Source organism: Pseudoalteromonas sp. NCIMB 1079 (genome assembly GCF_040567695.1).
Taxonomy (GTDB): Bacteria; Pseudomonadota; Gammaproteobacteria; order Enterobacterales; family Alteromonadaceae; genus Pseudoalteromonas; species Pseudoalteromonas distincta.
Window position 1 is genome coordinate 1 of the sequence record NZ_JBEWZA010000001.1, and the last position, 15,278, is coordinate 15,278.

At 41.7% G+C, this 15,278-nt stretch carries 11 protein-coding genes, 2 tRNA genes and 3 rRNA genes; 4 read left to right on the top strand and 12 right to left on the bottom strand.

All coding sequences use genetic code 11. From position 1 onward, the window contains the following. From ABX891_RS00005 to ABX891_RS00030, 6 genes are all read right to left on the bottom strand, one after another. The coding region (locus ABX891_RS00005) for a VOC family protein (protein ID WP_354628687.1) at positions 1-326 on the bottom strand (326 nt) is incomplete at its 3' end. A gap of 499 nt (positions 327-825) precedes the next feature. Next, positions 826-940: ribosomal RNA gene (gene rrf, locus ABX891_RS00010) — 5S ribosomal RNA — on the bottom strand. Positions 941-1,151: 211 nt separating this feature from the next. Then, a 23S ribosomal RNA gene (locus tag ABX891_RS00015) occupies positions 1,152-4,041 on the bottom strand. Positions 4,042-4,345: 304 nt separating this feature from the next. Continuing rightward, positions 4,346-4,421 (bottom strand) — tRNA-Ala (locus ABX891_RS00020). Positions 4,422-4,471: 50 nt separating this feature from the next. Then, a tRNA-Ile gene (locus ABX891_RS00025) sits at positions 4,472-4,548 on the bottom strand. A 76-nt stretch (positions 4,549-4,624) separates the two neighbouring features. Beyond that, positions 4,625-6,160 (bottom strand): 16S ribosomal RNA (locus tag ABX891_RS00030). Together the 16S, 23S and 5S rRNA genes with 2 tRNA genes alongside form the textbook arrangement of a ribosomal RNA operon. 681 nt (positions 6,161-6,841) lie before the next feature. Between ABX891_RS00030 and ABX891_RS00035 the strand changes: the two genes are divergently transcribed. After that, on the top strand, positions 6,842-7,321 hold the full coding sequence (locus tag ABX891_RS00035; protein ID WP_354628688.1) for an RNA recognition motif domain-containing protein: 480 nt from the start codon (positions 6,842-6,844) through the stop codon (positions 7,319-7,321). On the opposite strand, the gene murI is transcribed toward ABX891_RS00035, so the two are convergent. Beyond that, a complete protein-coding gene (gene murI / locus ABX891_RS00040; protein ID WP_294120296.1) occupies positions 7,284-8,084 on the bottom strand; it encodes a glutamate racemase in 801 nt (266 codons plus the stop codon). The two genes, ABX891_RS00035 and murI, sit on opposite strands and share 38 nt — an antisense overlap. Positions 8,085-8,149: 65 nt before the next feature. Continuing rightward, positions 8,150-9,289 carry a DUF5610 domain-containing protein gene (locus ABX891_RS00045; protein ID WP_182197436.1) on the bottom strand — a complete coding sequence of 380 codons (1,140 nt, stop codon included), beginning with the start codon at positions 9,287-9,289 and terminating at the stop codon, positions 8,150-8,152. Between the two features lie 162 nt (positions 9,290-9,451). On the opposite strand from ABX891_RS00045, the gene trmA reads away from it, so the two are divergent. Next, on the top strand, positions 9,452-10,549 hold the full coding sequence (gene trmA, locus ABX891_RS00050; RefSeq protein ID WP_294120299.1) for a tRNA (uridine(54)-C5)-methyltransferase TrmA: 1,098 nt from the start codon (positions 9,452-9,454) through the stop codon (positions 10,547-10,549). A gap of 65 nt (positions 10,550-10,614) precedes the next feature. Here trmA and ABX891_RS00055 read toward each other — a convergent pair whose 3' ends face one another. The 4 genes from ABX891_RS00055 to ccoG all read right to left on the bottom strand — a co-directional run bounded on the left by ABX891_RS00055 (position 10,615) and on the right by ccoG (position 14,418). Then, on the bottom strand, positions 10,615-11,253 hold the full coding sequence (locus tag ABX891_RS00055) for a thiol:disulfide interchange protein DsbA/DsbL (protein ID WP_002962055.1): 639 nt from the start codon (positions 11,251-11,253) through the stop codon (positions 10,615-10,617). Between the two features lie 16 nt (positions 11,254-11,269). Next, complete coding sequence (locus ABX891_RS00060; RefSeq protein ID WP_149594832.1) at positions 11,270-11,893, bottom strand: thiol:disulfide interchange protein DsbA/DsbL; 624 nt, start codon at positions 11,891-11,893, stop codon at positions 11,270-11,272. A gap of 34 nt (positions 11,894-11,927) precedes the next feature. Next, positions 11,928-12,902 carry a serine/threonine protein kinase gene (locus tag ABX891_RS00065; protein ID WP_024596396.1) on the bottom strand — a complete coding sequence of 325 codons (975 nt, stop codon included), beginning with the start codon at positions 12,900-12,902 and terminating at the stop codon, positions 11,928-11,930. An 85-nt stretch (positions 12,903-12,987) separates the two neighbouring features. Continuing rightward, positions 12,988-14,418 carry a cytochrome c oxidase accessory protein CcoG gene (gene ccoG, locus ABX891_RS00070; RefSeq protein ID WP_294120288.1) on the bottom strand — a complete coding sequence of 477 codons (1,431 nt, stop codon included), beginning with the start codon at positions 14,416-14,418 and terminating at the stop codon, positions 12,988-12,990. A 288-nt stretch (positions 14,419-14,706) separates the two neighbouring features. Here ccoG and ABX891_RS20550 point away from each other — a divergent pair, with 288 nt between their 5' ends. Next, the gene (locus tag ABX891_RS20550; protein ID WP_002962051.1) at positions 14,707-15,066 is read left to right on the top strand and encodes a hypothetical protein; all 360 of its coding nucleotides are present in this window, start codon (positions 14,707-14,709) and stop codon (positions 15,064-15,066) included. Then, complete coding sequence (locus ABX891_RS00080; RefSeq protein WP_024605961.1) at positions 15,066-15,272, top strand: hypothetical protein; 207 nt, start codon at positions 15,066-15,068, stop codon at positions 15,270-15,272. The genes ABX891_RS20550 and ABX891_RS00080 overlap by 1 nt, the downstream gene beginning before the upstream one ends. The last annotated feature ends 6 nt before the right edge of the window (positions 15,273-15,278 follow it).

Below are 15,278 nucleotides of genomic sequence, written 5' to 3' on the forward strand. Positions count from 1 at the left end.
ACACTAGATCGCGTGTTGCCGGCAATAACTTCAGCACCCAGTTCTTTTGCTTTTAGCGCACAATCATCAACATTCTCGACGGCAATGTAAGCCAACCAATGACTTGGGATACCTGCACTAATTTGCTCTTTAGGCATTTCGTACATTGCAGCGATATCATCACCTTGCTTTTGTAGCATGGTGTAGTATATGTTCTCTCCAATAGGTTGATCGTCATGCCCCCAATCAAATAATGATGTATAAAACGCCTTACCGTCTTTCCAATTGTGCGTACAAAGCTCTGACCAACAAAAAATACCATGCGGATGGTTTTCAACTTTACTCATGATTAAGCCCTTATTATTCTAATTTTACCTAAACGAACTCTGTCACATTTTATAAACGAGATAATGGAACAGACTATAAATTGAGATTAGAGCAATAACTAAGCGGAGTCGATAAAAGAAGGGCAAAAATTCGTTATTCAGTTGTTTCATATTTGAGGTTTTTAACGCAGTTAGGGTCAGATTTAATCCCTCAAATTGATTAAATATTATTGCTGATCGATATAAATTATTTACCAAGAAGTCCTTCGCTCTAGAGGAATACCTAAATCACTTTTCTGCAGATGTAAAAAAGCCCGACTATTTCTAGTCGGGCTCTCTACAATTTGAAGTCGGTGCGCTACGCAGTAGGATGTCGTAGTGCCCACAGCGGTAGGAAGTCACAGTGAAATGCTACACTATCTTTGTGTCGCGATATGAGTGTGTATTAATTGCGCGAATTTCACTTTTCTTCAGACGTAAAAAGCCCGACTATTTCTAGTCGGGCTCTCTACAATTTGAAGCCTGGTAATGTCCTACTTTCACATAGCAAATGCTACACTATCATCGGCGCTGTTTCGTTTCACTACTGAGTTCGGCATGGAATCAGGTGGGTCCAAAACGCTATTGTCACCAAGCAAATTAGGTGCAAAGAATCAATGACAAGCACGTAGTGCTACCATTTTCTTTGCGCAAGGTGCCTCAACTTTAACGCTACGCGCTAAGAGTCACCTCTTGAATTTGGAAAATATCTGATAATATTTTTTAAGTCTTTCTAAGTAATTTCTACTTTAGTTATATTAACTTCTTCGCTTGTTTCACTATCACATAAAACGCGTTTGGCGTTGTATGGTTAAGCCTCACGGGTAATTAGTACAAGTTAGCTTAATGGCTCACACCACTTCCACATCTTGCCTATCAACGTTGTAGTCTTCAACGGCCCTTCAGAGACTTTAAAAGTCTAGTGAGAACTCATCTCGAGGCCTGCTTCGCGCTTAGATGCTTTCAGCGCTTATCAGTTCCGAACGTAGCTACCGGGCAATGCCATTGGCATGACAACCCGAACACCAGCGGTTCGTTCACTCCGGTCCTCTCGTACTAGGAGCAACCCCTCTCAATTCTCAAACGCCCACGGCAGATAGGGACCGAACTGTCTCACGACGTTCTAAACCCAGCTCGCGTACCACTTTAAATGGCGAACAGCCATACCCTTGGGACCGACTTCAGCCCCAGGATGTGATGAGCCGACATCGAGGTGCCAAACACCGCCGTCGATATGAACTCTTGGGCGGTATCAGCCTGTTATCCCCGGAGTACCTTTTATCCGTTGAGCGATGGCCCTTCCATTCAGAACCACCGGATCACTATGACCTACTTTCGTACCTGCTCGACGTGTCTGTCTCGCAGTTAAGCTGGCTTCTACCATTACACTAACCGTACGATGTCCGACCGTACTTAGCCAACCTTCGTGCTCCTCCGTTACTCTTTAGGAGGAGACCGCCCCAGTCAAACTACCCACCAGGCACTGTCCGTAACCCCGATTCAGGGGCCAACGTTAGAACATCAAAACTACAAGGGTGGTATTTCAAGGACGACTCCACAACAACTAGCGTCGCTGCTTCAAAGTCTCCCACCTATCCTACACATGTAGGTTCAATGTTCAGTGCCAAGCTGTAGTAAAGGTTCACGGGGTCTTTCCGTCTAGCCGCGGGTACACAGCATCTTCACTGCGATTTCAATTTCACTGAGTCTCGGGTGGAGACAGCGTGGCCATGGTTACACCATTCGTGCAGGTCGGAACTTACCCGACAAGGAATTTCGCTACCTTAGGACCGTTATAGTTACGGCCGCCGTTTACCGGGGCTTCGATCAAGAGCTTCTCCCTAAGGATAACCCCATCAATTAACCTTCCGGCACCGGGCAGGTGTCACACCGTATACGTCATCTTGCGATTTTGCACAGTGCTGTGTTTTTAATAAACAGTCCCAGCCACCTGGTCACTGCGGCTCCCGTCCGCTTAGAGAGCAAGTCTCATCACAGATAGGAGCGTACCTTCTCCCGAAGTTACGGTACGATTTTGCCTAGTTCCTTCACCCGAGTTCTCTCAAGCGCCTTAGTATTCTCTACCTGACCACCTGTGTCGGTTTGGGGTACGATTCCATATAATCTGAAGCTTAGAGGCTTTTCCTGGAAGTATGGCATCAACAACTTCATCACCGTAGTGACTCGTCTCGTGTCTCAGTCTTAATAGCAACCCGGATTTACCTAAGTCGCCAACCTACTCACTTTCACATGGACTACCAACGCCATGCTTGTTTAGCCTGCTCCGTCCCCCCATCGCAATTATATCGAGTACAGAAATATTAATCTGTTTCCCATCGACTACGCCTTTCGGCCTCGCCTTAGGGGTCGACTTACCCTACCCTGATTAACATGGGATAGGAACCCTTGGTCTTCCGGCGTGGGAGTTTTTCACTCCCATTATCGTTACTCATGTCAGCATTCGCACTTCTGATACGTCCAGCATACCTCCCGGTACACCTTCAACCGCTTACAGAACGCTCCCCTACCACTCAGAATAAATTCTGAATCCGCAGCTTCGGTGCATAGTTTAGCCCCGTTACATCTTCCGCGCAGACCGACTCGACCAGTGAGCTATTACGCTTTCTTTAAAGGATGGCTGCTTCTAAGCCAACCTCCTGGCTGTCTGGGCCTTTCCACATCGTTTCCCACTTAACTATGACTTTGGGACCTTAGCTGGCGGTCTGGGTTGTTTCCCTCTTCACGACGGACGTTAGCACCCGCCGTGTGTCTCCCGGATATTACTTTACGGTATTCGGAGTTTGCAAAGGGTTGGTAAGTCGGGATGACCCCCTAGCCTTAACAGTGCTCTACCCCCGTAAGTATTCGTCCGAGGCTCTACCTAAATAGATTTCGGGGAGAACCAGCTATCTCCCGGTTTGATTAGCCTTTCACTCCTAGCCACAGGTCATCCCCTAACTTTTCAACGTTAGTGGGTTCGGTCCTCCAGTTGATGTTACTCAACCTTCAACCTGCCCATGGCTAGATCACCGGGTTTCGGGTCTATACCTTGCAACTAGTCGCCCAGTTAAGACTCGGTTTCCCTACGGCTACCCTATTCGGTTAACCTCGCTACAAAATATAAGTCGCTGACCCATTATACAAAAGGTACGCAGTCACCCAACAAGTAGGCTCCTACTGCTTGTACGTACACGGTTTCAGGTTCTATTTCACTCCCCTCACAGGGGTTCTTTTCGCCTTTCCCTCACGGTACTGGTTCACTATCGGTCAGTTGGGAGTATTTAGCCTTAGATGATGGTCCACCTATATTCAGTCAAAGTTTCACGTGCTCCGACCTACTCGATTTCACTTAAAATGTCTTTTCATGTACGGGACTATCACCCTGTATCGTGGCACTTTCCAGAGCCTTCCATTAACACATAATAAGCTTAAGGGCTGTTCCGATTTCGCTCGCCGCTACTTTCGGAATCTCGGTTGATTTCTTTTCCTACGGGTACTTAGATGTTTCAGTTCTCCGCGTTCGCCTCGTTAACCTATGTATTCAGTTAACGATACCTGCAAGCAGGTGGGTTTCCCCATTCGGAAATCCTAGTCTCAAGCGCTTTTTACTAGCTTGACTAGGCTTATCGCAAGTTAATACGTCCTTCATCGCCTCCAACTGCCAAGGCATCCACCGTGTACGCTTAGTCACTTAACCATACAACCCAAACGGGTCTTTGTTGTGTGACAGTTTAACTTCGCCAGAAGTTAATATTGAATACTAAAGTAGATACCAATCAATCAACGTAAACGTTAATTAAATGGCACTGAATGGTACTGCTACCATTCTTTTTTTACTTTTGAAAACTCTTGATAAATACAAAGTATCTATCAGAATTTTATTATCAGCTTTTCCAAATTTTTAAAGAGCAAGAGATACAAAAACCTCTCAAAATTAAACACACTCTATTCTCAGGCGGTTAATGGCCCGATAAAGAATATTTATTTTTAAGAAGTAAAAGTGGTGGAGCTAAGCAGGATCGAACTGCTGACCTCCTGCGTGCAAGGCAGGCGCTCTCCCAGCTGAGCTATAGCCCCACATATGCTGGTACTTACTGTTTTAACCATCTTCTTGATTAGACAAGAAGTGGTGGGTCTGAGTAGATTTGAACTACCGACCTCACCCTTATCAGGGGTGCGCTCTAACCAGCTGAGCTACAGACCCAAAACAATAAGTGTTGTTCTCTTTACAATAACAATCATCTGTGTGGACACTACGAACAAATAAGTTCTAAATCGTATAAGGAGGTGATCCAGCCCCAGGTTCCCCTAGGGCTACCTTGTTACGACTTCACCCCAGTCATGAATCACTCCGTGGTAAACGTCCTCCCGAGGGTTAGACTATCTACTTCTGGAGCAACCCACTCCCATGGTGTGACGGGCGGTGTGTACAAGGCCCGGGAACGTATTCACCGCGTCATTCTGATACGCGATTACTAGCGATTCCGACTTCATGGAGTCGAGTTGCAGACTCCAATCCGGACTACGACGCACTTTAAGTGATTCGCTTACTCTCGCGAGTTCGCAGCACTCTGTATGCGCCATTGTAGCACGTGTGTAGCCCTACACGTAAGGGCCATGATGACTTGACGTCGTCCCCACCTTCCTCCGGTTTATCACCGGCAGTCTCCTTAGAGTTCTCAGCATTACCTGCTAGCAACTAAGGATAGGGGTTGCGCTCGTTGCGGGACTTAACCCAACATCTCACAACACGAGCTGACGACAGCCATGCAGCACCTGTATCAGAGTTCCCGAAGGCACCAAACCATCTCTGGTAAGTTCTCTGTATGTCAAGTGTAGGTAAGGTTCTTCGCGTTGCATCGAATTAAACCACATGCTCCACCGCTTGTGCGGGCCCCCGTCAATTCATTTGAGTTTTAACCTTGCGGCCGTACTCCCCAGGCGGTCTACTTAATGCGTTAGCTTTGAAAAACAGAGCCGAGGCTCCGAGCTTCTAGTAGACATCGTTTACGGCGTGGACTACCGGGGTATCTAATCCCGTTTGCTCCCCACGCTTTCGTACATGAGCGTCAGTGTTGACCCAGGTGGCTGCCTTCGCCATCGGTATTCCTTCAGATCTCTACGCATTTCACCGCTACACCTGAAATTCTACCACCCTCTATCACACTCTAGTTTGCCAGTTCGAAATGCAGTTCCCAGGTTGAGCCCGGGGCTTTCACATCTCGCTTAACAAACCGCCTGCGTACGCTTTACGCCCAGTAATTCCGATTAACGCTCGCACCCTCCGTATTACCGCGGCTGCTGGCACGGAGTTAGCCGGTGCTTCTTCTGTCAGTAACGTCACACATGATGGGTATTAACCACCACGCTTTCCTCCTGACTGAAAGTGCTTTACAACCCGAAGGCCTTCTTCACACACGCGGCATGGCTGCATCAGGCTTGCGCCCATTGTGCAATATTCCCCACTGCTGCCTCCCGTAGGAGTCTGGGCCGTGTCTCAGTCCCAGTGTGGCTGATCATCCTCTCAAACCAGCTAGGGATCGTCGCCTTGGTGAGCCATTACCTCACCAACTAGCTAATCCCACTTGGGCCAATCTAAAGGCGAGAGCCGAAGCCCCCTTTGGTCCGTAGACATTATGCGGTATTAGCAGTCGTTTCCAACTGTTGTCCCCCACCTCAAGGCATGTTCCCAAGCATTACTCACCCGTCCGCCGCTCGTCAGCAAAATAGCAAGCTACTTTCTGTTACCGCTCGACTTGCATGTGTTAGGCCTGCCGCCAGCGTTCAATCTGAGCCATGATCAAACTCTTCAATTAAAAAGTTTTATGTCTTTCGACAGCTCAATGAATTCTGAATTTTTGTTTTTGTTGCCAAAAACGAATTGACTGTGCGTTATTATTTTCACTTTTAAAAAAGTGAAATCAAAACAGCTCAAGGCTGAATCTTTTAATAACATATGGTCACTCAGTTTCAATTGAGACTCTAATTTGTTTGCCTCATTACTTGCTCAATAAAGAACGAAGTAGCTTGGCTGTTAGAACTCAATCTGTACGAGTGCCCACACAGATGATTGCTTTATATTGTTAAAGAACGTTTTGAGTCGCTTTAGCGTCTCAAGGGATGCGAATAATACACCCTTTATTTTTCGAGTCAAGACTTAGTTTTAAACTTTCTTTTGGAAGATTTAAAACCGAAGTTTTATTTAACTCTCTGAGTAGTTCGTGCCTCGCTATGCGTTGCCGTTTCCCGTCTCAGTGGGGTCGCATTATAGGGAGATCCGAAAACAGATCAACCCTTTTTTTAGATCTTTTTACTGTTCGAACAAAAATAGAACAAAACCACGTAAAACCACATGAAAACCCGTCTAAGATGATGCTTTTTTATGCTCTTATTTATTATTTAATACAAATATCATTGCTATGTTTGATTTAGGCGTTAAGATAGCAAGTTCACAATGTTAAATTAATGTTTATTTCCTGTTTATTGGTAGATCTAAAATGAAATTACCCGATCAAAAATCTTTTATCTTCTCTGTTATTCTTGCTGTAGTTGGTTTTGTTGTTGTTGAGTTTGCTTTAGGCGGCTTAGCTTTAGACCCTGCATTACTATTTGGTGCTGGTTTATTAATAGGTGCGATTGCTATTGCTGCAATATCATCTGATGTGACTGAAGAAGCTGAAGTTAAAACAAAAACGCTTTATGTTGGTAACCTTCCTTATCGTGCAAACGAAGGTGTGGTTCGTGCATTATTTGAAGAACAAGGCAAAGTATTCAATGTTCGTTTATTAAAGGATAAGAATACTGGCAAACGTCGTGGATTTGGTTTTGTTGAAATGGCGCAAGCTGATGCAGACAATGCAATTGATAACTTGAACGATAGCGAGTTCCAACAACGTACTTTAAAGGTACGTGAAGCAAAACAAAAACAAGAAGATGATTCTAATGCTCTACGTACTGAGACGGATCAGTCAGTGTAACTAGCTTTACCGCTAGCTTATTGCTAAACACATCAGCCGTTGCATAATATTGCAGCGGCTTTTTTATGTCTGTTTGTTTATCCACACATAAGTTAAGTTGGTTAAGTAGGAAGTTGACTCTATTTGCTATCGCTACACCTGAATCAAGTAATTTTACATTCCCTTCAAAGTACTGACTAATCGGCCCTGCTAATATCGGAAAGTGCGTACACCCTAGTACAAGTACATCTATAGTTTTATCTATATGTAGTTCATCAAGTACTTGATACAACTTATTTGTATCGAAAGAGCCTGTAAAAAAGCATTTCTCAGCTAACGTTACTAATTCAACACTGCTATAAAGGTTAACGATTACATTACGTGCATGTTCAGCAATTAATGTTTTTGTGTATGAACTGGCGACCGTTGCCGGTGTGGCTAACAAGCCAATATGATTTGAGCGTGTTAATTCTGCCGCAGGCTTTATTGCTGGTACAACACCTACAATAGGAATATCCGTAATTTGGCGAACAGCGCTGAGTGCAGATGTAGAAGCGGTGTTACACGCTATTACAATTAAATCGACGTTAAGCGTGTTGGCTTTGATGAAATGAATAAGTGAACATAATCGGTTAATTATAGTTTGTTGGGACTGAGCACCATAAGGTAGTAATGCATTATCCATAAAATAGCTGTACTGAGCATTGGGGATACTTTGCTTGATATGTTCAAGTACAGTAGTTCCACCAATACCTGAATCAAAGACCATTATATGCGCTGACAAACTACCGTTCCTACTTTACTTTAAGATCGGCAGTTTGCCATGAGGTTTTTATAAAAGAAAGTAGTTTAACTTTGCGTGGCTTCTAAATCAGTAAGCCTGTCGGCTGCTGAATTTAACTGATTAAGGTTTTCGAACATAGACTTTGTATAATCTACTAACTTATCTATTTGTTCCTGATCTTGATTTAACCATTGGAGAATGCCAGCTAGCTGATTTTGTAATCCAAGCTCACCCGCTTTTTCAAAAGCATTTTTAAGGTCGTCATTAAAAGGGGCTAACCCCTCTGCTACTTGTTTTTCTGGTGCTGGTTTATATTCTTCATAGCTTTTAACTGTTGCTATTGTTTTTGTTTGGCGTAAATCCATAGAAAAAGCCACCAGCTGATCGCTGTCTAAACTCAGCTCTTGCGCTTGTTCAAATGCTTCATCTAAATCACCACCAAAAAAGGTTTTACTTAGATCTTGTAAGTCTTCCATCATCGCATTAATAGCTTCTTGCTCTTGCTCGTTTAAGTCACCATTTACCGACATCGAAAATGATACCTGTCGAGATTGCGATGATGAGCTTGCAAACGACTCACTATTACTGTTTTGCTGATAGCCACTTGCCGATTGAGATTCAAATGCATCAGCAAAGCTAATACTTACCTCATCGCCTTCTGCGGTAGTGAATTTATACTCTGCATTGCTAGTCATACTGACATATTGAGCCTGGCTTATATTTACGCTGGCAGGTTGTGGGTTAAATAACGACTCTTCAAACTTATCCAGCCCATTGTAAATTCCCTCTTTGGACTTATTAATGCCCTCTTCCATGTCATCATTAAATACGCCAGTACCTTTGAGTTCATCAACAGCGTCATCAATCCCTATTTGGACTCCTTTGCGCGCATCGCCTAGCATATCTTTGAGCTTTTCGTCATCAGCGCCGTTAGCTTTTGCTTTATTTACAGCACTACTTACAAAATCGAGTACGTTTTTTACTATTTCATCAAAATCAAATAGTGGTTTATCTGCTTTTTTTTCTGCGATAGGTAATCCAAGCTGCTCAGCCATTTTATCGCCAAGCACCTTTGCAGCCAACTCTCGGCCTCGTTGTTGATAGCTATCTTGAGGAGACGTAATTGTAGGTTGCTGTATATCAGCTTTATTATTGAATTTATTGATGTTGTTGTTTGGCGTAAAGCCATAATTACCTATTTTCATGATTCGTCTCCTAAGCGTGCGTAGTTTATTATCGGCTATAACAATAAAAACTAAAGTACAATGTTCAATAAAACAGCATAAATGCTAGCCAAAACTAGACAAATACGCAGCGCTCCCTACAATAGCGCCGATAAACAGATCTTAGATAAGGTAGTAGCGTTAATGGCAGTTATTAAAATAGATACCACACAGTACCAAGCGCAGTTAAGTGAAAAAGAGCAGCGTATTAGTGCGCAGTTTCAACGTTTTGGTGTGGAGCAATTAGAAGTATTTAGCTCAGAGCCAACTAACTACCGCCAACGTGCTGAATTTAGAGTATGGCACGACGGTGACGATCTGTTTCACATTATGTTTGATCAACAAACAAAAGAAAAAATCCGTGTTGATACATTTGATCCAGCAGCGCCTCTAGTAGGTGAAATAATGCAGGTGATGATTGAGAATCTTAAGCCTTGTGAAATATTACGCCGTAAGTTATTTCAAATCGATTACCTATCAACGCTAAGCGGTGAAATTTTAGTAAGCTTGCTTTATCACAAACCACTGGATGATGAATGGTTAAGTGAAATTAAAGCACTGAAAGAAAAGCTTAGCAGTAAATACAAAATTGACTTTATAGGCCGTGCTCGCAAACAAAAAGAAGTGCTGGGTGATGACTTTGTAACTGAGCGTTTAACAGTTAATGGTCAAGAGCTTATTTATCAACAAGTAGAAAATAGCTTTACTCAGCCTAATGCAAAAGTAAATATTAATATGCTGGAGTGGGCGCAAGATTTATGTAAACCACTTAAAAATGATTTATTAGAACTGTATTGCGGTAACGGTAACTTTTCAATTGCATTAGCGGGCTGTTTTAATAAAGTATTAGCGACGGAAATATCAAAATCATCTGTTCACTCTGCTCAATACAACATTGCTAAAAACAACGTAGAAAACTTAGATATTATTCGTATGTCGAGTGAAGAGTTTACTCAAGCAATGAATGGCGAGCGTACTTTTTCGCGTTTAGAAGGGATTGATTTAAAAAGCTATGATTGCCAAACCATATTAGTTGATCCACCACGCGCGGGCATGGATGAATTAACGTGTGACCTTGTGGCTAACTACGAAAACATAATTTATATATCCTGTAATCCTGAAACTCTTGAGCGTGACCTTGATCACTTAACACGTACGCATAACGTTAAGCGCTTTGCTATATTTGATCAGTTCCCTTATACGCATCACATTGAGTCGGGCGTTTTCTTACAGCGCAAATAAATACGCTCAGTAAACGTTACCCATAAAAAAAGCTCCTTAAGGAGCTTTTTTTATTTTAGCTAAACTTACTTGTTAGCTAAGTAATTAATTAATTTGCTAATGTCTTCAGGTTTAGTAATACCCGACTCACGACCTAGGTTTAATTTGTACTTACCATTTACAATAAAGGTAGGTACGCCACGTAGTGCGCCTTTTTCTTTAAAGTAGTCTTGATCGCGTTTCATTTTAGAGCTCAGCGTACGTACCGAGAAGCTTTTAAACAGCTTATCAAACTTATCACCATCAACGCCCTGCGCTACAAATATATCTTTTACATCTGCAAGCTCATTAAATTTAGCGCGCTTTGTATGGATATGATTAAAGATTGCAGAAATAATCTGATCTTTTTGTGGAAGCACTTCAGCTGTCGCCAGTGCTTGGCTCATCATCTGTTGGTTTTCTGGGTCACGTACACCTACAAAATCAACATGGCTCTTTTTAAATTTAACGTTTTTATCAAGCTTAGGCTTAAACTCACCAATTAGTGCTTCCATGTTATTACATGCAGGGCAGTAAAATGAGAAAAACTCTTTAACCTCTGGCTTTTTAGTTGCACGCTCAGAAACTACGTCGTAATGCACGCCTTCTTCATACGTTGCTGCAAAGCTTGTTGCTGCCATAGGAAGTAATATTGCAAGCAAACCTGCTTTAACTAATTTAATCATTATTATACTCCGAAATTTATAGTGCTAATAAAAACGCTACTAACTCATCAAGTTCTTTTTGATTTTTGATGGTGTTGAGGTTTATTTTATATTTATCGTTAACAATAAAAGTAGGTACACCTGTAAGTGCGCCTAATTTTGAATATTTATTTTGTTTGTCTTGCATTGCTTGCTCAGCTGAAATGACTGGCATGCTTGCAATCTCTTGATCAAATGTTGCGCTATCAATACCGTTTACTTCAAGTAATTTTTTAACGTCTTTCATTTCAGTTAATGGTGCACGTTGAACATGAATACTTTTAAAAATTTGATCGCTAATACTTTGCGCCTGACCATGCTGCTTAGCAATTAAGTAGGCAAAGCTTAAATTGCTTTGTGCTTGTGGTGACACGCCACCTAAAAAGTTAACGTGGTTTTTAATAAACTCAGCGCCTTCTGGCAAGCCTTTTTCAATTGCTTTTGCTACTGGTTCAAACTTAAAACAATGTGGACAGTAAAATGAGAAAAACTCGGTTACTTGCGGTGACTTGCTTTTGTCTACATCAATAACAGTGTATTGATTATCAACTTCAAACTGTGCAGCAAGTGCTGCAAATGGTAAACATAAAAGTAATAAACTCAGTTTTAATTTTTTAAGCATTTGTATCTCGTTGTACTTGTCTTTAAATAAAATATTACGGCAATAACTTTAACGGTGCTTCTTGCAATGCTGCAAGTTGCTCCTTCAGTGCTAAAATTTGTTGCTCCCAGTATTTGTCATCAGCAAACCATGTAAAGTTCCGCACAAAAGCAGGATCGCTCCATCGTTTAGCTACCCATCCCATATAATGAATAATACGCATTGCTCGCAGCGGTTCAATTAATTTGAGTTGAGAGTGATCAAAATCACAAAACTCTTCATACGCATTTACAAGGGTGTCTAACTGTAACAGTTGCGTCGCTCTATCGCCACTGAGCATCATCCATAAATCTTGGATTGCAGGACCTTGGCGGCTGTCATCTAAATCAACAAACATTAGCGCATCACCTGCCCATAAAATATTACCAACGTGGCAGTCACCATGTAAGCGAATACTTTGCACATCTTTATACTGTTTTTGCGCCTGCTCTATCACTAAATCTAAAATAGTATAAAAGGCAGTATTTATTCCCATTGGCACTAAGTTACTTTTCTGAAGATGAACTTTGGCTGTATGCAAATACTCCTCGCAGGTAACTGTTGGCCTATAAGTAAAAGGTTTTGTTTTAGCTACTTGGTGCATACGGCCAATTAATCGCCCCATTACATCAAGCTGATCTAAATTATCAACCTCAAATAAACGCCCGCCTACACTTGGAAACAACACAAACAAATACCCTTCGTGTTCAAACAAGCTTTGCCCATTATATAAAATAGGGGCAACAACGGGTACTTCTGCATCCGCTAGTTCAAATGCAAAGTCATGCTCTTCTTGAATTTGCTCTTTACTCCATCGCTCTGGGCGATAAAACTTCACTACGTAACGCAGGCCATCATCGGCTTTAAATTGGTACACTCTGTTTTCATAGCTATTGAGCGCTAATAAACCAGATTCGGCGTACACACCTACGCTTTCTATTGCATCGAGTATTAGGTCAGGTGTTAAGTCAATAAAACTAAATTTACTCATACTCTTCTTATATAAAATAAAAGCGGGTTATATACCCGCTTTTGTTAATTGCTATATCAACTTACCTAATTAAGGTAAGTTGCGATTATCGCGCTTTAAAAAAGTTACTCGACTGCGATATTGTCTCATCCGGCTCACTAACCGGTGAAAGCACAAAATTAAACTCAGTCATCGGCGCCTTCAAATCATAAGGGTCCATTACAAGTGACAATGGTACGTTATGAGATTCCCCTGCCTGCACAGTAAATGACTGCTTACCAATATACTTAAAGTTATCTAACCCTTGTACTTTAATATTAAAGGTTTGCTCATACTGCGCTTTATTAATTACCTTTAATGTATAGGTGTTCTCTACTAAACCATCAAAATCGACACGATATAATTGGTTTCGGTCACGAATAATATCAAAGTCCATTGTTTTACGCAGTGCTATATTAGCGACAAGCGCTCCCGTAAGCACAACAAGTATGACCGTGTAACCAATAATTTTAGCTCGCAGTGGATTCGTTTTATTTTCTGGGGTTTCGAGATTTCGCTCAGTCGTATATGAAATAAGCCCACGCGGATATTCCATTTTATCCATTACGCCATCACACGCATCAATACATGCACCACAGTTGATACACTCAGCTTGTAGCCCATTTCTAATATCAATACCTGTTGGGCACACTTGAACGCACAAGTTACAGTCTATACAGTCGCCTAACTCTAAATCTTTATGGTCTACTTTACGTGAACGAGGACCACGGCTTTCACCTCGGCTTTCGTCGTACGTTACTGTGTATGTGTCTTTATCAAACATAGCTGATTGAAAACGAGAGTAAGGGCAAATGTGTAAACACATAATTTCTCGCATCCAACCGGCATTACCATAGGTACACGCAGCAAAGAAAATAATGCTGACTAGTGCATAACCGCCTATATCAAACGTTACAAAGTCAGGGAGTAACTCCCTTATTGGCGTAAAATAACCAACAAAAGAAATTGCGGTATACAACGAAAACAATACCCAACTAGTATGCTTTGCCGTCTTACGCCAAAACTTATCAAAATTCATGGGTCGTTGATCGAGTTTTTTACGTTGATTAGCCGTGCCTTCAAGCTTTTCTTCGAACCAAATAAAAATAAAAGTCCAAACAGTTTGCGGACATGTGTAGCCACACCACACCCGTCCATAGAAGGTGGTCACTAAAAACAACGCAAATGCTGCCAACATAAAGATAAACGCTAATATAGTAAAATCTTGAGGCCATAGCGTTAAACCAAAAATATTGTATTTTTGACCAATTAGATCAAACAGCACAGCTTGCTGGCCATTAAAATTAATCCAAGGTAGTAACATAAACGCAAGCAGGCCTAAGAAGCCAATGCGCTGTCTAAGTAATTGATGTAGGCCTTTTACAGCACGCACATAAATACGATTTCGGGGATTGAACCTATCATCTTGACGGCTTAAATCCGGTTTTTGGATTTTCACCTCTACAGGGATATTCTTTACTTTAATTTGCTTGTCCATCGAAGTTCCTCAACGCCGCTTGGAAATAAAAATCCAGCAATACTCAAGTACTCTATACTTAAAGCTAGCAAGTTACTTGCTAGGCATATTTACTTTAATAAATTGCCTTCTCGAATACTTTCAGATATTTCAGAAATATCTGACTGCTGTTAACCATTATAACAATGTTGGTTAAAATTACTGGTATAGATTGCTAATAATTTATTCATCCCAGTTACTTGCTTTTAAAATGCAGTTTATTACACTGCATGGTAATTCAACCCTACTTAGATCAAGGTTTACGTATCCATGAAAAAATTTATTATTTTGGTAGTTGTGATCCTTGCCTTTTTTACAATCGATCACCCACTTATAAAAGAACCTCGCGAAAGGTTACTAGGTGAAGGCATCGGCTTTTTAAGTGATGCAAGCAAGGTCAATAGAAGCCCAGCTGCAAATATGGCTAAAAATAGGATCAGCAGTCAACTTAAACTATCTGAATCTGAAGGTGAGTATGTAGAAAAAACGTTTACAACAGATGACTCTGTTCAGTTATTTCACCTACGCTATTGTCGTGAGCGTGACTTAAACCTTTATTTTTATGACGACCGTTTAAATACGGTATGTAAAATAGTGACTGAAGCATTAGAACAAAAGCGAGCAAAGTAGTGGATTTTTCAGGATTAAATAAAAAAGCAAGCGACTCATTTCATAAGCAGCGCAATATGCTCAAGCAATTAGCGCAAGGCAAAACATTAGAGTGTGAGAAGTGTAATGGGGTTTTAACACTTGATTTAGCCACCAGCGAGCCTGGTAAAGGCATAGTAAAGTGCAAACAAGGCTGTACGGATATTATATTAGAGCTAGGCACTTAGATTAAA